Raw genomic sequence first — 26,308 nt, 5'->3', positions numbered from 1 at the left:
TTGACGTTGTCATAACCACGGATAGAAGCATGATGACTGATCATCATCATCATGAGTTCCTTGGATTCATGACTACGGGGCCTGCCTTTGGGGTCCCTGAGTGGATGTGGAGGTGGATAGCAGCACCAAAGCCCAAGGTTGACAGCCTAGGGAGGCCTAAGGTGGCCCCCTACGGGCTAAGGAAGATAGAGGCCGCTCTGATTGACGCGGGCTTTAATGCCGCAGTTGTGGATCCAGACCATATAGGCAAACACCTGGACACCATGAAGGTCCTCATGATAGGCCACCACGACTTCTTCGCTTACGGGCCGCCCAGCAGCGAGTGGTGGACTATAACAGGCAGGGAGCCATTCAACAGGGTCAGCTTTAGGAGGTTCATGGAGAGCCCGGCCGTCAGGGAGGCCAAGAGGAGGGGGGTCAAGATAATAGTTGGAGGCCCAGCCGCCTGGCAGTGGCTCTGGAGCACTGACGAGTGGAAGAAGTGGGGCGTTGATACAGTAGTTGATGGCGAGGCTGACAGGGTGGTCTCAGAGCTCGTGGATAGGGCCCTCAAGGGCCAGGAGCTTCCGGATTACATATATATAGGGCCATACGACACCCCCGCCACTGCTGAGGAGATACCTAAGATAAAGCACGCCAGCGTTAATGGGCTAGTAGAAATTATGAGGGGATGTCCAAGGGGGTGCAAGTTCTGCAGCGTTACCCTAAGGCCATGGAGGTTCATACCTGTCGATGACGTGATAAGCGAGATAAAGGTCAACATGAGCGAGGGCGAAAAAGGCATAATACTCCACAGCGAGGACGTCCTCCTGTACTACGCTGACGGCATAAAGCCGAGGCCCGAGGGCCTGCTAAAGCTTCACACAGCAATAAGGCAGCTCACCGACGAGCCCATAGGCTGGAGCCACGCGAGCCTGGCGGCCATAAAGTACGCCGAGGACAACCACAAGCTTATATCTAAGCTGACGGAGATCATGTTCTCAAGCGAGAAGCAGAGGTACCTGGGTGTTGAGGTTGGCCTGGAGACCGGCAGTGTTAAGCTTGCCAGAAAAGTCATGCCGGCTAAGTCGGCCCCCTACCCAACTGAGAAGTATCCAGAAGTTGTAGAGGACGCATTTGCAATAATGCACGAGCATAACGTAATTCCGGCGGCCACGCTAATAATTGGCCAGCCCGGCGAGGAGCCCGACGACGTTGTAGCCACCACAGAGCTTGTTGAGAAGCTGAGACCTTACAGGAGCCTTATAGTGCCCATGTTCTTCGTACCAATGGGGGCCTTCAAGAACATGGAGTGGTTCAGGAAAAACATGGTGAGGCCTGAGCATGTGGAGCTTCTCAAGGCTACGCTCAGGCACAGCGCCTACTGGGCCAGAGATATAGTTGACAGGTTCTACCTTAAGGGAACCAGGTACTTCCTAGTGAGGGCGGCGATTAAGTGGATCATAGGGTATATAGAGAGGAAAGCCGAGGAGGCTGCTAGGGCTGTGGAGCAGCTTGGAGCCTAAGGTTAACGGCTCAGGAAGCGCTAAGAGGTATCTAATCTTTATAGTTGTATTCTTCCTGCTTCTCGTGCTCGCAATTTTCAATATAATGGGAGGAGGCCTTGAGCACGTAGCGTACTATTTGTCTCGTAACTACGACTTAGTCCTCACGGCCGCGGCAATTATATTCTTTGAGGAGTCCCTGAAAAGCGTCAGGTTTGTCATAGCTGCTAGGTCAAGGGGCCTAAGGCTTTCTCCACTAAGAGCTTGGGAGGCCCACTTCTCAAGCCTCTTCATAGGAATGCTGACGCCCGCGTTCTCAGGGGCCATACCTACGGCCACAGCGATAATAGGGAGCGCCACAGGGGCAACACCTTCCGAGGCCCTTTCCGTGGCCCTTTCGGCAACCTTCATAGACTCCGTGGTGCCAGCCGCCCTCTCGTTGTACTTCGCCTGGGGCCTCCTGCCTAGGTCTGTGGTGGTGCTTCTCATCTCCATAACTATCATAGTAGTCTGGGCAATGATAATATCAAAAAGGCTTACTGCCTGGCTCCTTCTTGAGATCTCAAAGAGGTTGAACTCAAACATCGCGAGTTTAATAGAGGAGGAAATAGAGAACATGAGGGACTCCTTAAGCCATATCATATCGTCAAGGAGCTCGATAATACCAATGTTACTAGTCTCCGTGGCCTCCTATATTATAGAGGCTATGTCCATCTACGTGCTTACTCTAGGGGGCTTTCACGGCTTCCTCGTAGACTTTGAGGCTCTGATGATGTCGTATGTAGGAGGTAACGTACCTACGCCTGGCGGCGAGGGAGGGGTTGAATACTCCTTAGCATTGCTGCTCAAGGGGGTGGACGCTGTTCTGTGGAGGACTGCCTACATAGTGGTTGCTATAGCACCTATAGTGTTGCTCGGAAGGATAGTATCTGGGTATGTAGATTATGGGAGCCTTGTTTACTACCACTATAAGGCCTTGCTCAGAGGCCATGAGGGATAAGTGCCACATATATAAGACCTAAAGCTACACATTCTGCAGGGGCGTATAATGACTGTGGGCTTTATGAGCACTAGGGAAGTGATTGCCAGCAGCGATGGCAGCAGGGTTAAGTTGAGGGGGTGGGTATATCGTAAGAGGGACCTCTCCTCAAAGATATTCATTGTGGTTAGGGATTCCGAGGGCATAGTTCAGTGCGTAGTTGACAGGAGTAATGAGGAGATCTCAAAGGTGGCAGAGAAGGTAACCATAGAGTCCTCCGTGGAGATAGAGGGCATCGCCAGGAGCGATCCAAGGGCCCCTGGAGGCAAGGAAGTTAGCGTGGAGAAACTTAACATAGTTGGCCTAGCCGACGACTTCCCCATAAAGGGAGGGGAGAGCATAGACTACCTGCTCGATATAAGGCACCTGTGGCTTAGGTCAAGAAGGCTGACTCAGATAATGAGGATACGCGCGACTGTCCTTGAGACCCTGAGGAACTACTTCATTTCTAACGGCTGGTGGGAGGTCAGCCCTCCAATATTAACCCAGAGCGCAGTGGAGGGCGGGGCCACGCTCTTCCCGGTGGACTTCTTTGGCAGGAAGGCCTACCTGAGCCAGAGCGCGCAGTTCTACCTGGAAGTCATGATATTTAGCCTTGAGAGGGTGTGGTCGCTGACGCCCAGCTTTAGGGCTGAGAGAAGCAGGACCAGGAGGCACCTCTACGAATACTGGCACCTGGAGGGAGAGGCCGCATGGATGGACATGCACGACATGATGAAGTTCGTCGAAGGCTTAGTTAAGAGTGCAGTTAAGGCTGTCCTTGATAAGAGACAGGAGGAGCTGCAGTTCCTTAAGAGAAACCAGGGGCCTCTCGAGGAAACTTTGAAGTCATCGTTTGAGGAGGTCACATATGACGAGGCCATAGAGAGGCTGCAGAAGAAGGGCTTTAACATAAAGTGGGGCGATGATATAGGTGCTGACGAAGAGAGGGCGCTGACGCAGGACCTTAACGTGCCGTTCTTCCTCACCATGTTCCCAAAGCACCTTAAGAGCTTCTACATGAAGGTCTCCGACGAGAGGCCGGAGGTGGTATTGGGCTTCGACCTTGAGGCCCCTGAGGGCTATGGAGAAGTAGTTGGTGGAAGCCAGAGGGAGGACAGGTACGATGTCCTGTTGCAGAGAATTAAGGAGAATAACCTAAACCCTGACGACTACCAATGGTACCTAGACCTGAGGAGGTATGGCTCAGTGCCCCACAGCGGCTTTGGCCTGGGCGTGGACAGGCTAGTGATGTGGATAGCGGGCCTGGATCACATAAGGGACGCCATACCGTTCCCGAGGCTTCGTGAGAGGATATATCCATGAAGGTCTGCGGCCTTCTCTCTGGGGGCAAGGACAGCAATTACGCCTTCTACATGGCTTTAGTGGAGGGCGCTGAGGTAAGCTGCATAGCTTCTGTGATGCCAACTAGGGAGGACAGCTGGATGTTTCACAGGCCCTTGGTTGAGCTCACTAGGCTTCAGGCAGAGGCGATGGGGTTCGGCGATAGGTATCATTCTATAGGCGTGAGCGGCGTCAAGGAGGCCGAGGTAGTAGAGCTCAGGGAGGGGCTCAGGAAACTTAAGAACATGTATAACTTTGACACCATAACGGTCGGGGGCATAGCTAGCAGGTACCAGTACGAGAGGTTCAGAGCAATAGCGGAAGATCTTGGGGTGAAAATTTATGACCCCCAGTGGGGTATGAACCCAGAAGACTACATGAGGGAGCTCGTGAGAAAGGGCATAGTATTCGTTATAAGCCAGATAACTACCGAGGGCCTCGATATGAGTATGCTCGGCGTGCCGGTTCAGGAGCTCCCTCAGGTGGAGGAGATTATAAGGCTCTCGAGAAGGTACGGCTTTCACCCTGCATTTGAGGGAGGGGAGGCTGAGACCTTTGTTGTAATGGCGCCTCACTTTATGAAGGGCATATGCTTGAGGGCCTATAGGAAGAAAATAGCCGAGTACCAATACGTTCTGGAGGTCTCCTCAGCTGAACTATGCGATGACGTAACTATTTCCGTGGACTCAGAGGTTTATCATGTTGTCAGGAGGCGCAGCGAGTTGCCTTCGACGACCTTCAGCAGCTCCTCTAGCTGAACAGCCTTTATGCTAGCGACCTCCTTAGCCAGGTCAGGGATCATAAGCGGGGTAAGCCTGAGCCCATGGTAATTATACGGCCCGTCGCTCTCAAATACCATGAAATTCGCTGGAGTCGCCTTGGCCACATCCTTAAGCTTAGGCTGCACCTTCAGGGCCACGTTTATTGAGATGAAGTAGCCCCGGCCGATAATCTCAGGTATTAAGTTAAGCGGGCCGCTGTACCAGTGAAACATGACCTTAGGCACGCCAACCTCGACAGCTATTGAGAGCGCATTGCGCCAGGCGTCAGGGGAGTGTATGTTAAGCAGCGCGTCAAGCTCCTTAGCCGCTTCAGCATATGCTCTGAAAACTTTTACCTGGGACTGCATTGTATCTATGGGCATAAAGTGCCTGTCAAGGCCTACCTCCCCGATGCACTTCACGCCATACCTGGTTGTAAGCCTAAGGAGCTCCCAGGCCTCTGAGATATCATGATCTCTGAGCGACCATGGGTGAAAGCCCGCGCAGGGCACCACGTTGGGGAACCTTTCCGAGAGATCAACTACTCTATTGAATGACTTTAGGTCCTCCGAGACGGCCACTATCCTCAGGTCCTTAATTGCATCGAACAGTCCCTCTATCTCCTTGTCACTGAACTCATCAAGGTGGCAGTGCATGTCATAATACAGGGGCATCACCCTACCTCTCTGTGAGCTAACACGTAAAGGCCTTTAGTTTTATTTCCAAGGGCTCTGGAAGCTAAAGGCCTTTAAGGGAGGCCACAGAGACTTCTACAGGGCCCGGCAAGGAGCCGAGGTCGTGGGCCCGTCGTCTAGACTGGATAGGACGCCGCCCTTACACGGCGGAGGTCGCCGGTTCAAGTCCGGCCGGGCCCACCACCTGAAGGTAAACTCGCGTTATGCGGGTATTGGAAGGGTAAGCATAGAAGCAGGCCATATATTATTATGGCAAGTATGCCAGGCCATGAGAGCTTAGAGGTCTCCATTGCAGGTCCAGGGTGCCTGCCCCTGGTGAGTAGCAGTAGGAACAGCGCTATTATCCCAAAGAGGCCTAAGGTCGGCAGGTAGAGGCCTGCAACTAGCAGCGTTACAACAAACACCAGTGAGATTAGCATGTGGCCCCTCTCGCCCAGGGCAGCCCTTAGCACATGGCCCCCATCCAGCTGACCAACAGGGATCAAGTTAAGGAACGTCACGAAGAACACTATATAGGCCGCAAAGGAGAGGGGGGACATTTCCACCACGTAGCCTGACGGCGTATGTATGAACGCTAGAAGGAGGTCCATGATCACAGGCACTGCTGGCAGGGAGGAGCTAGGGGGCACTGCTGCGGCCGGAACTAGGGCAGACATGTGAAGTCCCAGCAGCGCCACCGGTATTGCTGCAAGAAATCCGGCCAAGGGACCGGCTACCCCTATGAGGGCCAGCTCGTCAGCCGTTGCAGGTATCCACTTCATGTTTATCACGGCCCCCAGCGTTCCAAGGAAGCCTAGCTGTAGCGGCGGCGCAGGTAATAGGTAAGGCGGGCTTCTGGGCACGTTGAACCTTCTCATAAAGACCCAGTGGCCTGCCTCATGTATTAGGAGAGGGCCCAGGAGCCCTGCCATGTAAAGCAGCGGCGTTAGGCTACCTCCGCCTGGCAGCCCTGTGAGGGCCATTCCTGATAGGTAAACCGTCACTATAGTGAAGGCAGCAAGACCTATTAGTAACGCCAGGTTAGAGCCGCTGCTGTACTTAGTAACTATCAGCGTAAGAGACCCATCGCCCTCCTTCCTGAGGGCTGGCGCCAGGCCTACCTTAACGAGATCCTTGTAGAGTGACTTGAAGGAGCTTATCAGGTCCCCTCTGACCCCTATAACTTTGTACTTAACGGCTCCGCCCTCAAGCTCCGCGCGGTCTGCCAAGTCCATGTACTTTGCCGCTATCTGATATACAGGGTCTTGTTGGTAATCCATCTTTTCCAGGTTCCCCAGGCGCAGAAGTACCCCGGATTTAATTAAACCTACTTCATGATGCCTCCTCAGTAGCTGTCGGAATACATTATTTTGAGCGCCTCGCTGTAGGCACTACATGCATCAAAGTTCTGTAAGAGCCTGTTATGAGATATCATGGCATTCTCTGGGATCGAGTACACATAGTGAAGGAACTCCCTCTCGCTTACATGTAGCTTGGTCGGTATCACAAGGCTTCCAACGTCGACGTTAGGGATGAAATCCGCGCTGCCAAGGGTAAACTGCTTTACAACGGCGTCCTCACCTATGGAAACCAGCAGCACTATAATGTTCATCAGCGTGTCCAGCCTAGTCCCAATTAGCTTCCTAAGCGATCCCTTTAGCTCCTTGATGGCCTCAGAGGGGCTTAGACTAAGGCCCTCAGGTGACACGTCAAGGAGTAATAGGGTGTGAAGGTCATGACATAAGTTGCCCAGCAGCCCCAGGGCGGCCTCCTCCGCGCTTACCCCCCTCCAGGGCCCTGGCAAAGTTACGGCCCTGCCGAACTTGTAGAAATGAAGGCCAAGGAGCGACTCCACGGAGCAGGGGCCGGAGATTCCACTTATAATTTTGACTCTGACCCCCTTCCTTGCGCTCTCCACTACCAGCGAGCTGTGGGTGGTAGCTATTAGAGGGTCCCCAGGAACCACGAGGGCAACCTTAAGCTTTGAGGCTAGGTCAACTATATTTGATGACATTTCCTCCAGATCAGACCTTGAGGCCTCCCTTACGTTACTGTTAAGCTTCCTGATAGCAGCAGGAAGCCATCTACTTGAAGGCATTGTGTAGGTCTCTACTATAACTATGTCAGCACCCCTTATTGCTTCCTCGGCCTCCCTAGTTAGCTGAGACTCCCTTAGGCCGCCGCCCACGAGGATTAACATGGAGGCCCCTAATATCTTGAAAGGCACGAAGGCTAGTTAAAAGCTCACAGATAGCTGGTGGAAGGCTTTACTGTTTATCGTTGGGCTGGTTGGCCGCTTTTAAATCGCCACATTCAGAGTAAGCGCTCTCAGCAAGTTCCTTGACCCAGCTATTGAGACGGCTGCACAAGAGGTCAGCGTCCTTGCTATATCCATGCTCCCTCAGGCGTCTTATCGAGCTCTTAACTATAGAGCTGAGGAAGTTCATGTAGAGGTCACTCTTCTTTAGCAGCAGCTCCCTGAACTCTTCCCAACCCTTCTCAGTAAGCATATAAGTTATCTTCTTGCCACCCCTTACGTTACTCTCCTCGATATCAGCTATGTCTACGAGCCCGAGGTCTTTCATATAGCTCAGGAGCGGGTATATGGAGCCTGCGGCGGGCTTCCACTGATTCATGGTGAGCTCTCTAATCTTCTTTATTATCTCATAGCCATGCATGGGCTTCTCTGAGAGTATGAAGAGCATGAACCATATTAGCGTGTCCCTATATCTTACTGCGCCTTTCGTTTCCTCAGTTTCAGTCATGGAGTATCCCGTCTCCTTGCAGCTGCCTCATTTAAATCTAAGTGTAACAAGCATATATATCTTTTATTATCTAAAGGTTGCCTTTACTTTCAGGCGCTCAGCCCTGGTGTCACTCCTCACGCCTTCTCGGTAATACCAGCTCTCCTCACAGCGCCTAGCTTTAGCTAGAGGAGGGAAGGATTACAAAGGTAACTCCCGGTATCCTTATTGGGTTAAATGGTATTCCAAGACCTCTGTAGAACTTGTTGAACCACTCGTAGAAGTGAAGCCTTAGGTCATGAGCGAACGCTACTATGCCTTCAAGCCCTGCAGTCAACAGGTTACCTATTATGTAGATTACAGTCGCTGCAGCTATTGTGTAGGGCGTTGGGTGCGACGTAAGAACTACGTACGTGAGTACCGTGAATCCTACCATGAGCCCTGCATGGGCCAGGCTGAGGCCCATGATCCTTAAGAAGCTTATGGTGTTGCCGAGAGCCATTATTAATCCCTCAAAGACCCCTAGGAAGCTCTCATACGGGTCAAGCCTGAAGCCCTCCCCCACGGAAGCCTTGTATATGCCATCGCCCAGCACAAGCCATATTATAGAGGCTACGCCACCGTAGAAGACGAAGGACTCCATGGGGCCTCCGTGGCCCAGGTCGAAGACTGCCAGCTCTATTACGTAGCCTGCCTTATAAGCGTTGAAGTACACTAGGAACGGTAGGTCTGCTGCGAGGAAGAGCAGCAGCAGCGGGGCCCTCCTGGCGATCAGGTCCTCATAGTCATGGCTTATTAGGTCGTCAGCAACTCCAAGGGCGTTGCCAAATACCAGCATAAAGCCTCCTATCCAGAATGACAGGTCTAAGATCTCATCGAAGAGAAGCATGGTGTAGTTGCTGCTTGGGTGCTCGTAGGCCTCCGCCACGGGTGACTCGAGCGGCGGCACCTTGAACCCTAGCGATCTCCAAAACGCGTCAAGTCCCACTAAGTGGGCTGGGATGGGGCCGAAGAACTCGCCTGCAAAGAAGCCCGCTATCATGCCGGCGGCACCTAGTATGGCAACCACCTTGCCGAGGTCCCTGCTTCTTGGAAGTATGTAAAGCAGCGCAAAGAGGAGCACCAAGAGGCCATGGCCTATGTCAGGGAACATGAGTCCAAATATAATTGGCATTGTAATCGCAAGGAAGAGCGTCGGCACTATCTCGTTATTTGAGGGGGTTCCATACATGTCAACTATGCTCTGGAACCACCTGAAGTAGCCTGGAAGCTCAACCTTTGAGGGGACGTAGCTCTCCCCCCTCTTAAATCCGAGGCTCAAAACCATGTAGGAGCCGTTGCAGCACACATCCAGCGACTCCCTGAGTCTCTTGGAGTCTTTGACGTCTACAAAGCCGTGTATGAAAGTAATGGTCTCGGTCCTGGCGGAGTAGCTCAGTATCTTAAAGACTTCAGAGAGCGCGGAGACCTCGGCATAGTACTCCTCGAGCTCTGGCAGCCTCTTTCTAATTTCCCTCTTTACGTCTTCCAGTTCAGAGCTCAGCTTGGAGAGCTCGTCGCCCACCTGGGAGGCGGCCTGAGATGGTGATCCAGGGAGGTCGGGTGGCAGGACTAGCTGCCTCCAGCCAAGGGACCTCGTGAGCTCCGTTGCGGCGTCCCTGACCTGGCCGGCCTCGCCCGCCATGGCGAATATCGCTGTATCCTTATCTATTAGTTCGACTGCAGAGATCAGTCCCCTCTTGTTGACTATATTCATAGCGATGCCCAGCTGCGCGGCGCTTATTATGCCAACTGCGGCCTTTAGGTCGCTGCCCTCCCAGGCGGACCTAACATCGGACGAGAGGCGCTTGAAGGGCTCAAGGGCAGTGACAATGTTTTGAAGCTCCGCTATGCGGGCAGTGAGCTCCGTGGCCCTCGTAGAGAGCTTCTCGAGGTCCCTCTCAAGATCCCTGTGAACCTTAACCACGTTATTAAAGGTCTCCTCCCAGCTGCTGACCTTTATAGTTATGTTGACATTACTCGACGGCGCAAGCCCGGCTGCCTTAAAGAACCCCTCAAGCCTTGACTTGAGCTCCGTGGACTCTGTCATCAAGTGCCTGTAGCTGCGGTTGACATACCTTGAGAGGTCTCCCGAGGGCTCTTCCACGTGGAATATCCCCAGGGAAGCCAGGGCAGCCACTGCACGGTCGTAATGCTCGTTAGGTATTGCTATGAGCACCTCTTCAAGCCTGTTTGCAATTATCATAGTTTTCTCAGGGGCTCTCTGTGCTGAAGGGCATTTTAAACTTCACAGGAAGCGCCGCTGCGCATCTATCTCAAGGACCCCAAGAAGTTAATTAAAATAAAAATGAATGCATCAAAAGCTTTAAAACTAGCTTATATGGTAAAAAGCAAGGGCCTATTGTTGATGTCAGCGGGCGAGGAGTCAAACGTCGTAGTAGTTGGTGACAAGGAGACACTATCCCTTTTCAGGATGATAGGCATGGAGGTGATCGAAGCCCGTGACCAGCGCAGCGCTGAAGAAGCCGTTAGGCAGGCGGCCTCTAAGGGCACAAGGCTAATCATTGCTCTCAAGCATGTGGTGTCGGACGAGAGCTCTCTGAAGGAAGTAGCGCGACAATATGGCGCAACGCTTCTTATACTCCCTACTAAGTGGGCCAGGTCGGAGCCTATTAATATAGAAAAGCTGCTGGCTGAGGCCCTTGGTTTAGGGTGAGCAAGATGAGCATAAGCGGAAATCCAGACAGGGTGGCATCAGACATAATTAAAAAGAAGTTAGCCAGCTTTGACTCAATGTTAAGCGAGGCAGAAGGCGCCGCGGAGAAGCTACTCTTAAGCTCCTATAATGACGCTGAGAAGAGGCTAAGGGACGCCATAGAGGCTAAGGCTGCGGAGCTTAAGGAGAGGCTCAGGAGTGACATGGCTGCCGCAGACCTTCAAGTTAAACTTAAGGAGGACGAGATAAAGGATAGAACAATAAATGAGGTGATAGACGAGGCCACGTCAAGGCTGAGGTCGGACAGGGGGGAGTGGTACACTAAGTACTTAAAGTCTGTAATTGAGGAGCTCGCCGAGGAGTCAAAGGAGTATGGCGGCTTTATTTTACAAGTTAACAAGGATGACAGGAAGTTGGTCTCTGACATGATAAAGGCTTACCCCACCCTCGAGCTTTCCGAACAGGGCGTGGACATCACGGGCGGCCTTATAGCGATCTCTAAGGATGGCAGTCTAAGGGTGGACTACTCTATTGATCAGTTTATAAAGGAGAACCTCTCGTCTTTGAGGGGGCTGGCCTCAAGGACATTATTTGGAAGTGAGTGACGATGGTAGTAAGGGGAAGGATATACAGGATATCGGGACCGCTGGTTGTAGCTGAGGGCATGACAGGGGTTCAGATGTTTGAGGTAGTCAGAGTTGGCGAGGAGGGACTCATAGGCGAGGTCACGAGGATTAGGGGCGATATGGCCTACATACAGGTCTATGAGTCGACTAGCGGCCTCAGGCCTGGGGAGCCTGTAGAGGGAACGGGGGCTCCGCTAAGCGTAGACCTTGGTCCTGGGCTCATCGGCAGCATATTCGACGGCGTCCAAAGGCCTCTTCCCAGCATAGTAGCTGCAATAGCTAAGACTAACCCAGCGAGAAGCATATTTGTGGAGAGGGGAGTCAACGTACCTCCGATACCAAGGGACAAGAAGTGGCACTTCACGCCGTCAGATGCTGTTAAGCCCGGCGATAAGGTTGGACCTGGAGATATAATTGGCGTGGTGGAGGAGACGCCCATAATCCAGCACAAGATACTGGTGCCTCCTAACGTTGAGGGAACCGTGAAGTGGATAGCAAGCGAGGGCGATTACACTATCGTAGACCCCATAGCTGAGGTTGACGTTGGCGGCGGCGAGATAAGGCAGCTCTACATGTACCAGAGGTGGCCTGTGAGGCAGCCAAGGCCATATGTACAGAAGCTTGAGCCGACGGAGCCCCTCATAACTGGTATGAGGATCATAGACCTCCTGTTCCCCATGGCTAAGGGAGGCACCGGCATGATACCTGGGGGCTTCGGCACTGGAAAGACCGTGACCCTGCATAACCTGGCGCAGTGGTCATCAGCTAACGTCATAATATACATAGGTTGCGGCGAGAGGGGCAACGAGATGACCGAGGTCCTTGACAAGTTCCCAACCTATAAGGATCCGTGGACCGGAAGGCCGCTCATGGAGAGGAGCATACTGGTGGCTAACACGAGCAATATGCCCGTGGCCGCCAGGGAGGCAAGCATTTATGTGGGCATAACAATGGGCGAGTACTACCGTGACATGGGGTATGACGTGCTTCTTGTGGCCGACTCTACCAGCAGGTGGGCAGAGGCCCTCAGGGAGATGGCTGGAAGACTTGAGGAGATGCCCGCAGAGGAGGGCTACCCAAGTTACCTCGCCTCAAGGCTAGCCGAGTTCTACGAGAGGGCAGGAAGGGTTAGGGCCCTGGGCAACCCCGGCAGGTTTGGCAGCGTCACTGTTATAGGTGCCGTTAGTCCGCCAGGCGGCGACTTCACGGAGCCAGTGACGACTCACACCAGGAGGTTCACTAAGGTCTTCTGGGCACTTGACACGGCCTTGGCCTACAGCAGGCACTACCCAGCGATCAACTGGATAACGAGCTATAGCGCTTACTCGGATACCGTGGCCGAGTGGTGGCACAAGAACGTGGACCCACACTGGAGTGAGTACAGGCAGGAGGTGATGAACATTTTGATAAGGGAGAACGAGCTCAGGGAGATAGTCAGGCTCATTGGTACTGAAGGCCTCAGCGAGCAGGATAAGCTAATACTTGAGGCGGCCAGGCTCATAAAGGAGGGCCTGCTGAAGCAGAACGCCTTCGACCCCATAGATACGTTTACAACGGTGCAAAAGCAGATGGCGCTGATGCGCATGTTCGTTGAGTTCTACAGGGCTGCCAGCGACGCAGTAAAGAGAAATGTGCCAGTGAGCAAGATAAAGGACTCCCTTGGTAGGATGTACAGCTACATGATGAGGGCCAGGTTCACCATACCTAACGATAAGGTTGATGAAATAGACAAGATGACGCGGGACATTGTTAACATTATAAATAACCTTGGGGGTGGCCAGGCATGAGCGTCCTAGGAGCCAGGGAGTACAGTAGGATCTCTGAGATCAGGGGTCCCCTGCTCATAGTGGAGGGCGTCAGCAGGGTAGCCTTTGATGAGATAGTTGAGGTCGAGCTCAGTAACGGCGAGAGACGCAGAGGCAGGGTGCTTGAAGTAGCCGGCAATACCGCAGTAGTTCAGGTCTTCGAGGGAACTACGGGCATCTCGACCACAGGGGCCAGGGTCAGGTTCCTGGGCAGAACTCTCGAGATGCCTGTGTCAGCTGATATGCTCGGCAGAACCTTTGACGCGCTCGGAAGACCCATAGACGGGGGCCCGGACATAATAGCTGAGGAGAAATATGACATTAACGGCTCGCCCATAAATCCAGCTGTTAGGGCCTACCCTGAGGACTTCATACAGACGGGCGTGAGCGCCATAGATGGCATGAACACCCTGGTGAGGGGTCAGAAACTTCCTATATTCAGCGGCACTGGCCTGCCCCATAACGAGCTCGCCGCGCAGATAGCTAGGCAGGCCACAGTAAGGGGTGAGGAAGAGGAGTTCAGCGTGGTCTTTGCAGCCATAGGCGTAAAGTACGATGATTACATGTTCTTCAGGAAGTTCTTCGAAGAGACGGGCGCTATGAAGAGGGTGGCTATGTTCGTTAACTTAGCAGACGAGCCTGCAATGCTGAGGCTCGTGACTCCAAGGGCTGCTCTGACGCTGGCCGAGTATCTAGCTTATGAAAACGACATGCACGTCCTGGTGATATTAACTGACATGACTAACTACGCGGAGGCCCTTAGAGAGATCAGTGCGGCAAGGGAGGAGGTGCCGGGCAGGCAGGGCTACCCAGGCTACATGTACAGCGACCTGGCAAGCATCTACGAGAGGGCCGGCAGGGTTCACGGCAGGAAAGGAAGCATAACTCAGATGCCCATACTAACCATGCCTAATGACGACATCACGCACCCCATACCTGACCTCACTGGCTACATAACTGAGGGTCAGATAGTCCTGAGCAGAGACCTCTATAACAGAGGCATATATCCGCCGATCAACGTGCTTATGAGCCTCTCGAGGCTGATGAAGGAGGGCATAGGTGCTGGCAAGACCAGGGAGGATCACGCTCAGGTGAGTGATCAGCTTTACGCTGCCTACAGCAGGGGAGTGGAGCTCAGAAGCCTGGCAGCCGTGATAGGCGAGGAGAGCCTCAGCGAGACGGAGAGGAGGTTCCTGAAGTTCGCTGACCTCTTCGAGAAGAAGTTCCTGTCGCAGGGCCTGAGGGAGAACCGCTCAATAGAGCAGACCCTAGATCTAGCATGGGAAATACTGGCTGAGCTGCCTGAGGACGAGCTAACTAATATCAGGGAAGAGATGATAAAGAAGTATCACCCCAAGTACAGGTCGCAGGGGTCCTCTTGAGTCCTGAAGCTTTAACTTTGCTTTTGTGGCGTTATGCTTTACTAGCTTTATCGTAGTACATAATAAGCTTTAGCTGACCAGGGTGCCCAGGTCTTCCTGGTTCAGCAGAACTCTTTGTATAACTCCTGGATCCCTTCCGTCTATAAACCTCACCTTTATGCGACTCCTCCTAACGACGCTAAGCGCCACGGAGTCGAAGAGCTCATAGGTGCCGGCCAGGCTTCTCTTGTCCCTTATGATATTCTCAAGCTCGTCATATGTGGCAGTTTTCAGTAGTCTTGCTCCAGGCTCTCCTGGAGCGCCGCCAGCGTAGACCCCAGCCACGCCATTAAGTAGGTTAAGCAGCAGACCAGCCCCTATAGTTTCAGCTAGGACTGCTGCAACAGCGTTAGTGCTGTGGCCCGGCTGAAGGCCCCCAAGGACAGGTATGAGGCCCTCCTCAAACACAGTAAGGGCCTCCCTGACGTTCCTCGGTATGTCTATGGGTGAGTACGGGTAAAGGGCTGACGCGACTGCCATGGCATTAAGTATGGCCGACTCTATGCCTATCTCATCAAGTATGGACTCAGGGGCCCCCAGCTCTCTGAGCGCCGTTATGTAAGACCTGGCAGTGCTCCCTCCGCCCACTACTATGCCTAGCCTCCACCCGGAGCTCCTGACCTTCTCAACTGACTCCCTGAGAAGCCTCAGGTACAGGGGCGAAGGAGGGCTTACTAGCGAGCCGCTGAGCTTCACAACTGCCACCCTCTCCCTGTTCATGCTATCAGCCTCAGCCGCCTAGCCCCGTTCACCCCTCACTGCTTTTAACCTACATCATCGGCAGGATTCTGTAGTCACATCAAGGCTAAAAGCTCACGCGCTCCTCGCTAGCCTGGTGCTAAAGTTGGCGTCCGTGACGCTCGAAGTTGACATGGGCAAGTACAAGAGTGTGAAGGTTCCCTTAGACGTCGCTGAGAGGCTTATAGTTGACGTCAGTAAGAGGCTCAACATAGAGTCTAAGGACGTTATGGAGTCCCTCAGGATAGTAAGAAACTTTGACGAGTTTTATGAGTTCCAACAGAAGAAGTTTAAGGACTACGTGGTACCGGACAAAGACATAAGTGATATGATAAGAGGTGCTGTTGTTGTCGACAGCCTGAAGCTGATAAAGGAGGGCTCCTCGAAGGAAGTAGTTGTCACGTTTGATAGGAGAGTCGATGAGAACGTTATCATAGATTCGCTGAAGTCGTTAGGCTTTGACGTGGAGGTCAAAAGGTTTGACCTGATGCAACTCCTCAAGGCTAAGTAACGACAGTAAAATTGTAAAAGAAAAGGGATCTCCGAGCTTAAAACGGCCCTTCAGGAGCCGGCCTCTGGCCCCTTCTGTGAGGGGCCCTCCTCTCCTTCCTTGCTCTCCTTACTCTTTGAGCTCCTTCTTCTCTTCCGCGACGAGGATTTCCTAGTGGTGGCCTGCTTAGACCTTGAACCCCTCCTCCGTCTCTTCTTTACGCTCTCGCCAACCTTCTTGAGGGCGTCCTCTACCTTCTCAAGGTAAAGGGCTTTGGCCTCGTCCACGCTTATCTTGCCCTCCTCGGCCTCCTCGAGTATATCGAACGCGTCAAGCATTATCTGTAAGAGCTCAGGGCTGCTGACCTTGTACTCTAAGGCCTCTACCTCCTCCTCACTCGTACTCTCGCTCTCGGCCTCACTGCTCCCCTCGTTAGTGGTCTCTTCAGACTCAGCCTCCTTTGGCTCCTCCTGGTCCTCGCTCACGGGGGCCCTCCTCAGTGATTTGGTTAAGTGCTGAAGCGTGAGTTAAAAATTTAAAACAACATAACAAATGTTAGAAAGAGCAGGTGCATCCAGTGCCCGAACAAGTTAAGCTGCACCCGACGAGTAAGGAGGAGATAGTCATAGGACCCCCCTATCTTACGAAGTATGAGAGGGCTAAGATCATAGGGCTAAGGGCCCTTCAACTTGACAACGGCGCCCTGCCCCTAGTTGACGTTGACAAGGTCAATGTAAGGAGGGACCCGGTGGAAATAGCGGCCTATGAGCTAGATCATGGGCTCCTTCCAGTGTCCATCGTAAGGTACACGCCTTCTGGCGCTGTTCAGATAATACCTGTCAAGCTTCTGTTGCAGGATCAGTAGCCTAACTAACGCGGGATAAACTCCTCAAGCGTAGGCCATAACCCATGGAGGTCGGAGACTTTCATTAATGCCATGCCTCAATGATATCAATTATAGGACAGCAATTTTATCAAAAAGCAGGACCTGTGGCGCAGAGCAAATGCAGTGAACAGGCAACAACGCTTTTAAATAGTTAAAGGCAGGTAAAAGAAGGTTTGGTGACACTGCATGGTCAAGGCGCCTAAGGGCTACAGACATAGGACAAGGAAACTCTTAACTAAGGATGTACGTGAGAAGGGGGCAATACCAAGGGCCAGCGTAATGTTCTACCCATATAAGGTAGGTGATAAGGTAGCTATAAAGATAGACCCGTCGTTCCATAAGGGTATGCCGCACAGGCGCTACCACGGCCTCACAGGCACTATAGTGGGCGTCAGGGGAAGGGCCTACGTGGTCTCTGTTCCTGTGGGCGACAGTGTGAAGACCATAATAACGTATGCCGCTCACCTCAGGCCTCTTAAGGCCTGAGGGGGGTGCTTCTTAGCCATGTTAAGGAGGATAGAGAGCAGGAGGTACCTAACATATGCCGAAGCGCAAGATCCTTGAAGATAGAATTGCTGAGAGCGGCGGTGCCTTAAACCCAACCCAGGATAGGACTTGGCAGTACCTCAAGCAGTTTGGGACGGCGGACCCGGCGGCGGCTAGGGAAGCAGTGGATTCGTTAGTCAAGGAGGGCCTAGACGAGTACCTAGCTGTACAGCTTGTCAATATGTGCCCTAACGAGGACGGCTATATAAATGCTATACTTAGCTCGAAGGAAGGTCTCGAAATAAACGAGGAGCTCTTAGCCAAGGTTAAGGAGGCGCTCTCCAAGGTGTGCTCTCCGCAGCCTTTAAAGTAAACAGGCCCGCGGGTGCCTAATGGGCATATCCAGGGGTCTACTTATGTCGGCCTCGCATCGCTCAAGAGGTAAAAGGGCTTTCGGTGCGTCGCTCTTACCTTGAGGGGCTCCTTATCTCCTTTTCTTCCTGCCTTGGACCCTTAGCTTAAATGTAGGGTAACAAGGTTGCGCCCTAACAAGAGCTGCAGCGTACCACAGTACTACGACATTATAATAGCAGAGAAGCCCAAGGCCGCGGATAAAATTGCCCATGCTCTTGGAAACCCGCTGAAATGCACTATAAACAGGGTCCCCGTTTACATACTTGATGTAAATGGCACCAACATAGTTGTGGTTTCAAGCGCAGGGCACATGTTTGGGCCCTCAACTGACGTAGATGGCCTTCCAGTCGTCACGATAAAGTGGGAGCCCCTCTGTGCTTCGACAGGAGGTCAAAGTATCTGAAGCCCTATTACGAGGTCCTCTCCAGGCTAGTGCCCAAGGCCAGATATTTCATAAACGCATGCGACTATGATATAGAAGGGAGCACCATAGGTTACAAGATAATAGAGGCCTTCGGCGACAGGTCAAGGGCTAAAAGGATGAAGTTCTCCAGCCTGACCGTCGCAGAGCTCAGGCAGGCCTTCAAGAGGCTTCTGCCGCTCGACATTAACAACGCCATGGCTGGCATAGCCAGAGCGGAGCTTGACTGGCTCTGGGGTATAAACGTCTCAAGGTTGCTGATGAAATCATACAGGGAGGTGACGGGGGAAAGGCTTTCACTTAGCGCAGGCCGCGTACAGACCCCAACCTTGGCTGAGGCCGTGAGGAGGTGGGTCAAAATAAATACGCACGTGCCACTCCCACAGCCCTCGCTGGCAGCTAAGCTACTTCACAGGGGCGTTGAGTTCACGGCGTACCCGCTGGGCTGGTCCGTTGACACGGTGGCGGAGGCCAGGGAGGTTGCAAGAGAGGTAAAGGAAGGCAAGTATATGGAGGTGGCGTCGGTAAGCAAGGCTTCAGAGAGCATAAGGCCTCCGCCCCCCTTTAATTTAACAGACCTGCAGAAGGAGGCGGCGAGAATCTACGGCCTTTCCCCATACAGGACACAGGAGGTCGCTGAGGACCTTTACCTGGCCGCCCTGATAAGTTACCCAAGGACCAACAGCGAGAAGCTGCCCCCCACGCTTAACTATAGGGAGGTCCTTGACAGTATAGCCAGGCAGCCCAGGTATAAGGGGCTCGTCAGTGACCTGCTAAGGGAGACCGGGGGTGTCCTGAGGCCACGCGAGGGGCCCGCAGACGACCCTGCGCACCCAGCCATATACCCCACCGGCGAGCGACCTACAGGGCTTGACAAGATCCACGAGGCCATATATGACCTCATCGTGAGGAGGTTCATGGCGGCCTTCGCGCGGCCTGCCGTACTCAACACAACGTCAGCGGTACTCATGGACGTCAAGGCGAGGAGGTGGGAAGCCCGAGGTCTGAACGTGAGCGAGGAGGGGTGGCTTAAATACTATCCGTTCCACAAGTTCAGCGAGTCACAGCTCCCTGTAATAAACAGGGGCGACAGGCCCCTAGTTAGGTCAATAACCGTCAGGGTTTCATGGAGCGGCCCTGGGGTCAAGCTGAGCAGGCTCTCCTTACTTGAATGGATGGAGGCGAACAACCTGGGCACCAAGGGCACCAGGGCTAGAATTATAGAGACTCTCTACAGGAGGGGCTTCATAGTATCGAGGGGGTCGTACACGGAGATAACAAACTTAGGCTACGCGGTTTACAAAGTGCTCAGCGAGGTGGCCCCTGAGCTTATGAGCGTCTCGCTAACCAGGGAGTTTGAGGGCCTACTTGATGAAATATCTATGGGAAAGGCGAGCAGGGAGGAGGTGGTGAACAGGGCCAAGAAGTACATATCGGAGCTTGTTATGAGGCAGCTAAATAATAACATAAAGGTGATGGGCACCTACTTGGCCGAGTTCATAGGCAAGGTTAGACCCAAGGACAGGTGCTTCATATGTGGAAGGCCAGCGGTTAGCCAGAACCTCTGCGAGCTGCACCTAGCTGCCAAGAGGAATCTAGAGGAGAACATAGATGAGGTGGCTAGAAGGCTTGGGGTTAGCAGGGAGGAGGCGCTTAACAAAATTTCCAGCAGCAAGCTCACAGGCAAATGGGTCAGGGAGGTGGCGGCAGTAATGAAGTCAGGGAAGTGAGGGCCTAGGGCTGTTGTGATGAAGGGTGAAACATCAATGAGAGCCCGCCTATGTAAGGTATCACTAGGGGGTGCTGACCCCCTATAACCACCCCTTTGACATAAAAGTATGGAGTTCCACCGACCTCGTAGCCATCTATGTTTACAGTGCCGCATATCGATGGGTAACCTGGGTCAGGAAATGGGTTGTTGTCGCCTTTAGTGACGAAACATAATATCCCATTGTGATAGTACCTATAAATCACCCTGTGAATTATGAGCGCGTTATCAAGGTATATGCCGTAAAAGTTGCCCGTGAATCTGTACACTATTACATCGCCAACTCTTATGTCTGCAGGATTAACTTTCTCTATAAATACTATATCGCCTGTCTGAAGAGTTGGTAACATGCTCCTGCCGTCAACTACAACCGCCTGAAGGCCATAGGCTATGTGCCAGTAGGCCAGAAGCGCCATCAATGCTATTATAACTATTACAAGGGCAGCGGATCCTAAAGGAGCGGCCTTTGACCTTCCCCTTTCGGCCTTAGGGTCCTGGGACATGACAGCTCGTAGGAAACCTTCTTTGAGCACCTTTAAATGGTTTACCTTCGTTTGTGAAATGGTGAGTTCGTTCTAGTAATGAAAAAGTGGTTAAAGGTTGCAGGTTTTACACGTGCTATTTTCATCAGACTCGACTTCCACTATGTTGCTATCCCTCTTTATCTTGAAGAGGCCGCCCAGCTTCTCGTCAGCTAAGGCCTCCTCGGCGCTCATGGACCTCTTTATTAGAGCCATCCTCATGCTTGGCTTCCTGAGCAGCCTCACAGGAACCCTGTTGAGCTCGCGTTGCTGTCCGCCGAAGTAGATGACCTGCACGCCCTTGCTCTCGTCCCTGTAGATGGTGACCCCCTTGAGGCCCGTGAGCCACGCAGCCATGTAGGCGGTGGCCACAGCGTTAACGCTGGCGTCCCTGGGCAGGTTCACCGTCTTGCTTATGGCCTGGTCAGTGTAGAGCTGGGCCGCGGCCTGGTGGGCTATGTGGTACCACACGTCAAAGTCCATGCTGGTGGCGAAGAGCCTGGCAAGCTCCTTAATTCTCGCTATCAGCTTCTCGGCGTCCCAGCTGGCCTTAACAATTCTTCCGTCAACCTCCTGCATCTGGGCGTCTCTTATGGCCTTCTCGACGTCCTCCAGCGCCCACCTCAGGCTGCCCTTGTGCCTAGATATGGCCTCAAGCAGCCTCTCGCCAAGCTCGGCGGGGGCCCCGGCCTCTGCTATGGCAGAGTAGAGCCTGTCCCTGAACTCCTTGACCACCTCCCATAGCTCCCCTATCGTGACCCTCCTCAGGTACACAAGGGCGAAGTAAGGCTCTATGCCGCTCGTGGTGCCGGCAATTATAGAGATGGTACCAGTCGGCGCTGTGGTGTTAACAGCAGTGTGCCTGGGGGCCCTGGCGCCGAGCGACCTGCCGTAGGCCTTCAGGGCCTCCCAGAGCCCAGCAGGGTCGTATATTGCCATGGCCAGCATGTGCCTCGGGCTGCCGGCCAGCTCCTCCGGCCTCATCCTCTTCGCCTCGGTGAGCGTCGCCTCGGTGACCCCGAAGACGTCCCTCAGGACCCTCCCCAGGGCCTCAAGCTTCAGCAGTCTCACTGAGCCGTCTGGCAGCACCCTCCTGGCGGTCTCGCCCTCCAGCTGGCTAACTATATAGTCGCTTAGCCTGACGTCGTGGTACTTGACCACCAGCCAGCCGTCCCTCACGCCTGCGACCTCAGCCGCCTTCAGCAGGGCCGGCGTCAGCAGGTTCACGGTCTCCTCTGGGCTGGCCTTCTCCACGCACCTGAGCTCCCTCCAGTCGAACCTCCTGCACTCGAAGGCTGGGGCGTGGCCGAGCTTCGCCCCCAGCTCCCAGCTCCTCTTCCAGGCCTCCGCCTCTATCATTGCCATGGCTATCATGGTGAAGGCCACTGCCTCCTCGCTGTCGTAAGGTATGCCGAGCCTGGCCAGGGCGTTGGCGAGCCCCATTATCCCTAGGCCCACCTTCCTCGTGAACTTGTTCACCATGTCCTGCCTGGGGTCGGGCTGCCTGTTGTAGTCTATCACCGCGTCAAGGCCGTCAACGGCCAGGTCCACGTCCCTGGCGAAGGCCTCCAGGTCAAACCTGCCATCCCTGACGTACTTGTCAAGGCTGAGGGAGCCCAGGTTGCAGCTCTCGTAGGGGTACAGGGGCTCCTCGCCGCACGGGTTAGTCGCCGCCACCGCCCCGAGCCACGGGGTCGGGACCCACTTGTTGTGGTTGTCGAGGAATATCATGCCTGGGTCGCCGCCCTCCCAGGCGCCCCTGACTATCTCCTCCCACAGCCTCCTGGCAGGGTAGTGCCAGCCGTGCGGGTTCCTCCTGGAGGTGTCCACGTCTCTGGGTATCCTTGACTTGGCCCTCTCCATGACGTCCTCAAACACGTTCATGTAGGGCGTCTCTATCCCGCTCTCCCGGAGCACCCTCAGGGCCCTTCCCTCGCCCGTTGCCCTTGAGACGGAGTAGTGCAGCCTGTAGATTCCGTCGCCCTCGTCACTGTACCTCGGGTTCACCATCCACCACTCCTGGCCGTTTATGACAGCCTCCATGAACGCGTCGTGAGTTCCGACGCTTATGTTAAAGTTGGTCAGGAAGGCGTCCTGCATGGGCGCCCTCTTGGCCTGTATGAAGCCCGCCTCCTCGGGGCTCTGCCATCCTGAGGTCAGCTTTATGAGCGCATCAAGAGCTGTCTTGTCAACCTCGTAATAGCCATCCTTCTCAAGCTGTTCAAGGGTCCTCCTGTACTGCTCCAGTATAGCGCTAACCTGTGGGGGCAGCGTCGAGGCCAGCGCCTTCCACGGGTCGAAGTCTGGGTTGTAGAGGTCAGGGTGCCAGTCGTGCAGGATACCCATGTTTGCCCCCCTTCTCTTGCCCCCCTGCTTGACGACGTCGGTCGATACGTCGTAGAGTCTCATGAAGCTGAGGGGGCCGCTAGCCACGCCGCTGGTCCCAGCCACCACGTCGCCCCTTGGCCTCAGCTCGGAGAAGCTGAAGCCCTCCCCGCCGCCGTACTTGAACGTCATGACCTGGACCGTGAGGCCATCCATTATGCCCCTCATGTCATCATATACAGGGGTCACATAGCAGGCGCTCAGGCGCCCTTAGCGCCGTCAGCGTACATGTTGAAGAGCGTCGGCGAGTTAAACATGAACCTGCCCTCTATCATGGCCCTGTAGAGGGCCTCGGGGTCAACCCTCTCGCTGAAGCCCAGGGCCACCCTCCTCATAACCATTGAGGGGGTCTCTACGTACCTGCCCCTCAGGTCCTTAGTCATGTACCTGCTCATGAGGACCCTGATCGCGTTATAGGTGAACTTCATGTCATCTTCACATACGCTGTTTACGCACTCAGGAAGCTCTGATAGCTTGCCGCCGTTGGGGGCGCGTCCACTGTAGGCTTGCCTAACCTCTGAGTATATGTCTAAGAGGAGCAGCTTCTTGGCCTCGCTCTCAAGCTCAGGCCTTGTCAGCGAGGCCCTTATGAGCTCCAGCTGCTTTGCATCGCTGCTCATAGTATCTTCACCTCAGTATGCTAGCAAAGAACATGTGTCAGCCGAGGCTCTTTTGTGACTGCCATTACGTGGGAGGAACCTCAGCTTCGATAGGACTACAATTGACCAGAAACCGCGGAGCTCTCGCTGCCTTAGGGTCAAGCAATAGCTAGCATGGCTGGCACTAAAGCGAGGAACCCGGTATGACTCATAGGCATCAGCGGTAGTACCGTATCCTGCATTGCTGATGTACTTGGGCTGCAATGTTCGAGCCCCGTTTATATATCCAGGGGGCCGTCTTTAGGCTGGGCGTAGTCCTATTATTCGCACGGCCCGCCGAATACCTATAACTTTCACTGAAACTTAAAGCGCGTGCGGCAGGCCTTGGAGGCTCCAGGAACCTGCAGCGTCTGCGGCGTCAGGCAGGCTAAATACTATAGGGCTTCCAGCGGCGAAAGGCTGTGCGAGAGGTGCCTCTTCAGGCTCCTTGAGAGGTCTATGGCGAGAACCCTCAGCAGGGCCGGCGCCAGGGAGGACAGCAGGTTTGTCGTGCCTATAACATCATTTTCCCCGTCAAGCTCCATGCTTGCAGCCAAGGTGTTAGCGCACGTGGAGCGAAGGTTTAAGTCCAAGATTTATGTGCTTCTGCCAAACTTTTATCACGGGCTTGAAGGCCTGCTTGAAGGCCTGCCTCACCCAGTTGAAGTGGTCAGTGCAACTGTTGACCCCCCTCCCCCAAGGAGTTCGAGCATAGTTTCATGCATTAGGTACGACAGGTCGTGGTCGCTTAGGGTCTCGGAGCAGCTGGGCGCTGACATAATAGTCATGCCGCTCGCCAGGACCGCCTCAACGCTGGTGCTTCTTGAGTCTCTCATGACTGATGGGGGAATAGGGCGCACAGAGTCCATGGAGGTTCTCAGCGTAGGCAGAGTCAAGGTGGTAAACGCCTTCTATAGGCTTGAGGACGAGGTTGTGAGGGCCGCAGAGTTCCTTGAGGGGTTTAGCGAGGTACAGCCAGCCTGCAGGGCAATAATTACAGTTAAGGACATTTACCTTTCAGTCGCTGGGAGGCCAGAGCTTGACCACAGCTCTGAGGAGCTTATTAATCATCTGGCAACCCCCGTCACATCAACTTGTCCAGTTTGCGGCGGCGCCTCTGAAGGAGGCTTGTGCGTACACTGCAGGGCTATGGGGCTTGAGGGCCTGAGGGTAACTGTTGTTGGCTCTCAGTCCCCTGGGCCTGGCCGCGGCTACTGAGGAGCTTCTGCAGGAGCTCCTTCTCGGACCTGTTTAGGTGCAGGATCAGCGCGTAGCCTTGCCTCGGCGCAAGGCTAGGGGGCTTCACGTCGTCATCAAGCACTATGTAGCCAGCTGAGACTATTTCCTCTAAGAGCCTCGGGTGAAGCCTTGTCGCCAGTGACTCAAGGACCTTCTCAAACTCTATGTGCTTCTTAATCTCACCCTCACTTAGCTCAGCCCCGCAGACCATGCATGTGAGGTCTGGGGTCACGGCCCTGAAGCCGCACCTGGGGCACTCGACAGGCGTTGGGTTGCCGTACTGGGACCAGAGGGACCTGAGGCTGTCAATTATGTCATCTGCCTTCAGCCTCAGGGCCTCCCTGTACAGGTAGGGGGCTGCCCTGCCGGCCATCTCGGGCGCGTAGGCTACTATGAACTCCAGCTGCTCCCTGGTGAGGCGCTGCCCCCTCGAGAGCAGGGAGGCCGACACCGCCTTAAGGACGTTGTCCTTCATAGCGACGATCCTCTTCATGGCCGCGTCCTCGGTCAGCTTGGATGACCTGGACTCCGCCAGCGAGCTTACAATTGAGTACACTAGGTCCTTTATGTCGGCCGGCTGCAGGCCTATTAGGTCAAGCCCTAGGGCTGGTATTAGCTTTGAGGAGAGGGACTCCGCTATGGCTTTTATGTCCTCCTCACTGGTGCCCCTCCTGATCGTTGATGAAGATCTGCGCCTTCTCTGCGCAGCGGCAGCGGCGTCCTGGGGCTCCTCTGCGCGCTGCCTTCTTCTGCCCCTAGGCAAGCTTCACATCCACTAGGTCAGAGTTCAGGGAAGGTAATTAGGGCTAGCAGTTCAGTGCACAAACATCACCGTTCAGGCTTCAGGCGTTTAGGGCGTCGTCAGCACGGTACAGGCGAGCAGAGTTGAGCCAGGAGGGTTATGATCCCATTCAGAGGGCCGAGGCCCTCAGGAGGCTAGTGACAAGGGAGGTCGACGGCGTTGAGTGGAGGCTGTACTATAGGTTCAGGGCTGACAGATGGTATGGCGGCATAGCCACTGGCGACGTCATAGGCTGTGACCTGTCCTGCGGTTTTTGCTGGAGCTGGCGCTTTAGGGATAACATCTCCTTGGGCAAGTTTATGTCCCCCCAGCAGGCCTTTAACGCCATATATTCAATAGCCAAGTCTAAGGGATTCACCCAGGTTAGGCTGAGCGGCGCAGAGCCTACCATAAGCAGGAAGCATCTGCTAGACCTCATAAAGCTCTTTGATGAGAAAGGGATTACCTTTATACTTGAGACCAACGGCCTCCTAATAGGATGGGACCCCTCGTACGCTAAGGACCTTGCGGCTCACTCTAACGTAGTGGTGAGGGTGTCATTTAAGGGCACCAACGCCGAGGAGTTCCACAGGCTCACAGGGGCCAGGGCGGACTTCTTCGAGCTTCAGTTTAGGGCCATTGAGAACCTCGTCTCAGCGGGCATGGAGCCCGGCAGGGAGGTCTACGCGGCCGCCATGATAGGGTTCAGCGACGATAATTCGATAAGGGACTTTGTAAAGAGGCTCGCATCCATAGATGAAAGGCTCACCGACGTAGATTGGGAGTACGTCATACTTTACCGGCACGTTGAGGAGCAGCTTAGGAGGCTAGGGCTGAAGCCCAGGAGAGCCGTGACTCCAGACAATATACCCGTCAGCATGATATGACTCACTCACGACAGGCATCGCGGTAAACATGAATAGGGGCTAGGCAACTTTAGGCGATGAG

The 26,308-nt window shown here is 54.1% G+C and carries 25 protein-coding genes, 1 tRNA gene and 1 pseudogene; 17 read left to right on the top strand and 10 right to left on the bottom strand.

What is annotated here, in order from left to right; genetic code table 11:
* Positions 1-29: 29 nt before the first annotated feature.
* The 4 genes from ACZ5GQ_RS01400 to ACZ5GQ_RS01385 are packed head-to-tail and all read left to right on the top strand — an operon-like array spanning position 30 to position 4,604.
* Entirely contained in the window at positions 30-1,505 is a 1,476-nt protein-coding gene (locus tag ACZ5GQ_RS01400) for a B12-binding domain-containing radical SAM protein (protein WP_498857336.1), read from the top strand.
* Positions 1,495-2,484, top strand: a complete 990-nt coding sequence (locus ACZ5GQ_RS01395; RefSeq protein WP_498856876.1) for a flippase-like domain-containing protein — start codon at positions 1,495-1,497, stop codon at positions 2,482-2,484. Before ACZ5GQ_RS01400 ends, ACZ5GQ_RS01395 begins: the two co-directional genes overlap by 11 nt.
* Positions 2,485-2,532: 48 nt before the next feature.
* Positions 2,533-3,828 carry an asparagine--tRNA ligase gene (gene asnS, locus ACZ5GQ_RS01390; RefSeq protein ID WP_498856875.1) on the top strand — a complete coding sequence of 432 codons (1,296 nt, stop codon included), beginning with the start codon at positions 2,533-2,535 and terminating at the stop codon, positions 3,826-3,828.
* Positions 3,825-4,604 carry an adenine nucleotide alpha hydrolase family protein gene (locus ACZ5GQ_RS01385; RefSeq protein ID WP_498856874.1) on the top strand — a complete coding sequence of 260 codons (780 nt, stop codon included), beginning with the start codon at positions 3,825-3,827 and terminating at the stop codon, positions 4,602-4,604. Before asnS ends, ACZ5GQ_RS01385 begins: the two co-directional genes overlap by 4 nt.
* Here the strand turns inward: ACZ5GQ_RS01385 and ACZ5GQ_RS01380 are convergent.
* On the bottom strand, positions 4,544-5,281 hold the full coding sequence (locus tag ACZ5GQ_RS01380; RefSeq protein WP_498856873.1) for a TatD family hydrolase: 738 nt from the start codon (positions 5,279-5,281) through the stop codon (positions 4,544-4,546). The genes ACZ5GQ_RS01385 and ACZ5GQ_RS01380 overlap by 61 nt on opposite strands.
* A gap of 126 nt (positions 5,282-5,407) precedes the next feature.
* On the opposite strand from ACZ5GQ_RS01380, the gene ACZ5GQ_RS01375 reads away from it, so the two are divergent.
* A tRNA-Val gene (locus ACZ5GQ_RS01375) sits at positions 5,408-5,485 on the top strand.
* Here the strand turns inward: ACZ5GQ_RS01375 and ACZ5GQ_RS01370 are convergent.
* The 4 genes from ACZ5GQ_RS01370 to ACZ5GQ_RS01355 form a co-directional block, all read right to left on the bottom strand.
* Positions 5,464-6,561 carry a site-2 protease family protein gene (locus tag ACZ5GQ_RS01370; RefSeq protein ID WP_498856872.1) on the bottom strand — a complete coding sequence of 366 codons (1,098 nt, stop codon included), beginning with the start codon at positions 6,559-6,561 and terminating at the stop codon, positions 5,464-5,466. The two genes, ACZ5GQ_RS01375 and ACZ5GQ_RS01370, sit on opposite strands and share 22 nt — an antisense overlap.
* Positions 6,562-6,626: 65 nt before the next feature.
* The gene (locus tag ACZ5GQ_RS01365) at positions 6,627-7,481 is read right to left on the bottom strand and encodes an SAM-dependent methyltransferase (RefSeq protein ID WP_498856871.1); all 855 of its coding nucleotides are present in this window, start codon (positions 7,479-7,481) and stop codon (positions 6,627-6,629) included.
* A gap of 67 nt (positions 7,482-7,548) precedes the next feature.
* Positions 7,549-8,046: a PadR family transcriptional regulator gene (locus ACZ5GQ_RS01360; RefSeq protein ID WP_498856870.1), complete on the bottom strand. Its 498-nt coding sequence runs from the start codon at positions 8,044-8,046 to the stop codon at positions 7,549-7,551.
* A 160-nt stretch (positions 8,047-8,206) separates the two neighbouring features.
* Complete coding sequence (locus tag ACZ5GQ_RS01355) at positions 8,207-10,270, bottom strand: V-type ATP synthase subunit I (protein ID WP_498856869.1); 2,064 nt, start codon at positions 10,268-10,270, stop codon at positions 8,207-8,209.
* 135 nt (positions 10,271-10,405) lie between these two features.
* Here ACZ5GQ_RS01355 and ACZ5GQ_RS01350 point away from each other — a divergent pair, with 135 nt between their 5' ends.
* From ACZ5GQ_RS01350 to ACZ5GQ_RS01335, 4 genes are read left to right on the top strand one after another with little or no spacing between them, the layout of a single operon-like run.
* Positions 10,406-10,741 (top strand): V-type ATP synthase subunit F, encoded by a 336-nt coding sequence (locus ACZ5GQ_RS01350; protein ID WP_498856868.1) that lies wholly within the window; start codon positions 10,406-10,408, stop codon positions 10,739-10,741.
* Positions 10,742-10,746: 5 nt separating this feature from the next.
* Entirely contained in the window at positions 10,747-11,346 is a 600-nt protein-coding gene (locus ACZ5GQ_RS01345; RefSeq protein WP_498856867.1) for a V-type ATP synthase subunit E, read from the top strand.
* 2 nt (positions 11,347-11,348) lie between these two features.
* Positions 11,349-13,154 carry a V-type ATP synthase subunit A gene (locus ACZ5GQ_RS01340; protein ID WP_498856866.1) on the top strand — a complete coding sequence of 602 codons (1,806 nt, stop codon included), beginning with the start codon at positions 11,349-11,351 and terminating at the stop codon, positions 13,152-13,154.
* Positions 13,151-14,554, top strand: a complete 1,404-nt coding sequence (locus ACZ5GQ_RS01335; protein WP_498856865.1) for a V-type ATP synthase subunit B — start codon at positions 13,151-13,153, stop codon at positions 14,552-14,554. Before ACZ5GQ_RS01340 ends, ACZ5GQ_RS01335 begins: the two co-directional genes overlap by 4 nt.
* Before the next feature lie 69 nt (positions 14,555-14,623).
* Here the strand turns inward: ACZ5GQ_RS01335 and pyrH are convergent, their stop codons facing one another.
* Positions 14,624-15,313, bottom strand: a complete 690-nt coding sequence (gene pyrH, locus ACZ5GQ_RS01330; RefSeq protein ID WP_498856864.1) for an amino acid kinase family protein — start codon at positions 15,311-15,313, stop codon at positions 14,624-14,626.
* 133 nt (positions 15,314-15,446) lie between these two features.
* On the opposite strand from pyrH, the gene ACZ5GQ_RS01325 reads away from it, so the two are divergent.
* Complete coding sequence (locus tag ACZ5GQ_RS01325; RefSeq protein WP_498857335.1) at positions 15,447-15,842, top strand: hypothetical protein; 396 nt, start codon at positions 15,447-15,449, stop codon at positions 15,840-15,842.
* 50 nt (positions 15,843-15,892) lie between these two features.
* Here the strand turns inward: ACZ5GQ_RS01325 and ACZ5GQ_RS01320 are convergent, their stop codons facing one another.
* On the bottom strand, positions 15,893-16,306 hold the full coding sequence (locus tag ACZ5GQ_RS01320) for a hypothetical protein (RefSeq protein WP_498856863.1): 414 nt from the start codon (positions 16,304-16,306) through the stop codon (positions 15,893-15,895).
* A 92-nt stretch (positions 16,307-16,398) separates the two neighbouring features.
* Here ACZ5GQ_RS01320 and ACZ5GQ_RS01315 point away from each other — a divergent pair, with 92 nt between their 5' ends.
* The 5 genes from ACZ5GQ_RS01315 (at position 16,399) to ACZ5GQ_RS01295 (ending at position 19,758) form a co-directional block, all read left to right on the top strand.
* On the top strand, positions 16,399-16,686 hold the full coding sequence (locus ACZ5GQ_RS01315; protein ID WP_498856862.1) for a DNA-directed RNA polymerase subunit K: 288 nt from the start codon (positions 16,399-16,401) through the stop codon (positions 16,684-16,686).
* A 207-nt stretch (positions 16,687-16,893) separates the two neighbouring features.
* Positions 16,894-17,193: a 50S ribosomal protein L21e gene (locus tag ACZ5GQ_RS01310; RefSeq protein ID WP_013266345.1), complete on the top strand. Its 300-nt coding sequence runs from the start codon at positions 16,894-16,896 to the stop codon at positions 17,191-17,193.
* A 55-nt stretch (positions 17,194-17,248) separates the two neighbouring features.
* Positions 17,249-17,566: a hypothetical protein gene (locus ACZ5GQ_RS01305; RefSeq protein WP_498856861.1), complete on the top strand. Its 318-nt coding sequence runs from the start codon at positions 17,249-17,251 to the stop codon at positions 17,564-17,566.
* A gap of 165 nt (positions 17,567-17,731) precedes the next feature.
* On the top strand, positions 17,732-18,010 hold the full coding sequence (locus ACZ5GQ_RS01300) for a hypothetical protein (RefSeq protein ID WP_498856860.1): 279 nt from the start codon (positions 17,732-17,734) through the stop codon (positions 18,008-18,010).
* The gene (locus ACZ5GQ_RS01295; protein ID WP_498856859.1) at positions 17,968-19,758 is read left to right on the top strand and encodes a DNA topoisomerase I; all 1,791 of its coding nucleotides are present in this window, start codon (positions 17,968-17,970) and stop codon (positions 19,756-19,758) included. The genes ACZ5GQ_RS01300 and ACZ5GQ_RS01295 overlap by 43 nt, the downstream gene beginning before the upstream one ends.
* A gap of 4 nt (positions 19,759-19,762) precedes the next feature.
* Here the strand turns inward: ACZ5GQ_RS01295 and ACZ5GQ_RS01290 are convergent, their stop codons facing one another.
* The gene (locus tag ACZ5GQ_RS01290; RefSeq protein ID WP_498856858.1) at positions 19,763-20,299 is read right to left on the bottom strand and encodes a S24/S26 family peptidase; all 537 of its coding nucleotides are present in this window, start codon (positions 20,297-20,299) and stop codon (positions 19,763-19,765) included.
* Between the two features lie 90 nt (positions 20,300-20,389).
* A pseudogene (locus tag ACZ5GQ_RS01285) lies at positions 20,390-23,322 on the bottom strand (adenosylcobalamin-dependent ribonucleoside-diphosphate reductase).
* 363 nt (positions 23,323-23,685) lie between these two features.
* Between ACZ5GQ_RS01285 and ACZ5GQ_RS01280 the strand changes: the two are divergent.
* Positions 23,686-24,558, top strand: coding sequence for a hypothetical protein (locus tag ACZ5GQ_RS01280; protein ID WP_498856857.1), 873 nt, complete (start codon positions 23,686-23,688; stop codon positions 24,556-24,558).
* Here ACZ5GQ_RS01280 and ACZ5GQ_RS01275 read toward each other — a convergent pair.
* On the bottom strand, positions 24,488-25,342 hold the full coding sequence (locus ACZ5GQ_RS01275; RefSeq protein WP_498856856.1) for a hypothetical protein: 855 nt from the start codon (positions 25,340-25,342) through the stop codon (positions 24,488-24,490). The genes ACZ5GQ_RS01280 and ACZ5GQ_RS01275 overlap by 71 nt on opposite strands.
* Positions 25,343-25,464: 122 nt before the next feature.
* Between ACZ5GQ_RS01275 and ACZ5GQ_RS01270 the strand changes: the two genes are divergently transcribed.
* On the top strand, positions 25,465-26,247 hold the full coding sequence (locus ACZ5GQ_RS01270) for a radical SAM protein (protein WP_498856855.1): 783 nt from the start codon (positions 25,465-25,467) through the stop codon (positions 26,245-26,247).
* Positions 26,248-26,308: the final 61 nt, after the last annotated feature.

The organism is Caldococcus noboribetus (assembly GCF_055389385.1).
This window is presented reverse-complemented; position numbering and strand designations above follow the sequence as displayed.

What these genes read in the sequence shown, in the direction of transcription:
- ACZ5GQ_RS01400 (WP_498857336.1), top strand. Translation starts at nt 30, where the DNA reads ATGATGACTGATCATCATCATCATGAGTTCCTTGGATTCATGACTACG.
- asnS (WP_498856875.1), top strand. Translation starts at nt 2,533, where the DNA reads ATGACTGTGGGCTTTATGAGCACTAGGGAAGTGATTGCCAGCAGCGAT.
- ACZ5GQ_RS01385 (WP_498856874.1), top strand. Translation starts at nt 3,825, where the DNA reads ATGAAGGTCTGCGGCCTTCTCTCTGGGGGCAAGGACAGCAATTACGCC.
- ACZ5GQ_RS01380 (WP_498856873.1), bottom strand. Translation starts at nt 5,281, where the DNA reads ATGCCCCTGTATTATGACATGCACTGCCACCTTGATGAGTTCAGTGAC.
- ACZ5GQ_RS01370 (WP_498856872.1), bottom strand. Translation starts at nt 6,561, where the DNA reads ATGGATTACCAACAAGACCCTGTATATCAGATAGCGGCAAAGTACATG.
- ACZ5GQ_RS01365 (WP_498856871.1), bottom strand. Translation starts at nt 7,481, where the DNA reads ATGTTAATCCTCGTGGGCGGCGGCCTAAGGGAGTCTCAGCTAACTAGG.
- ACZ5GQ_RS01360 (WP_498856870.1), bottom strand. Translation starts at nt 8,046, where the DNA reads ATGACTGAAACTGAGGAAACGAAAGGCGCAGTAAGATATAGGGACACG.
- ACZ5GQ_RS01355 (WP_498856869.1), bottom strand. Translation starts at nt 10,270, where the DNA reads ATGATAATTGCAAACAGGCTTGAAGAGGTGCTCATAGCAATACCTAAC.
- ACZ5GQ_RS01350 (WP_498856868.1), top strand. Translation starts at nt 10,406, where the DNA reads ATGGTAAAAAGCAAGGGCCTATTGTTGATGTCAGCGGGCGAGGAGTCA.
- ACZ5GQ_RS01345 (WP_498856867.1), top strand. Translation starts at nt 10,747, where the DNA reads ATGAGCATAAGCGGAAATCCAGACAGGGTGGCATCAGACATAATTAAA.
- ACZ5GQ_RS01340 (WP_498856866.1), top strand. Translation starts at nt 11,349, where the DNA reads ATGGTAGTAAGGGGAAGGATATACAGGATATCGGGACCGCTGGTTGTA.
- ACZ5GQ_RS01335 (WP_498856865.1), top strand. Translation starts at nt 13,151, where the DNA reads ATGAGCGTCCTAGGAGCCAGGGAGTACAGTAGGATCTCTGAGATCAGG.
- pyrH (WP_498856864.1), bottom strand. Translation starts at nt 15,313, where the DNA reads ATGAACAGGGAGAGGGTGGCAGTTGTGAAGCTCAGCGGCTCGCTAGTA.
- ACZ5GQ_RS01310 (WP_013266345.1), top strand. Translation starts at nt 16,894, where the DNA reads ATGGTCAAGGCGCCTAAGGGCTACAGACATAGGACAAGGAAACTCTTA.
- ACZ5GQ_RS01305 (WP_498856861.1), top strand. Translation starts at nt 17,249, where the DNA reads ATGCCGAAGCGCAAGATCCTTGAAGATAGAATTGCTGAGAGCGGCGGT.
- ACZ5GQ_RS01290 (WP_498856858.1), bottom strand. Translation starts at nt 20,299, where the DNA reads ATGTCCCAGGACCCTAAGGCCGAAAGGGGAAGGTCAAAGGCCGCTCCT.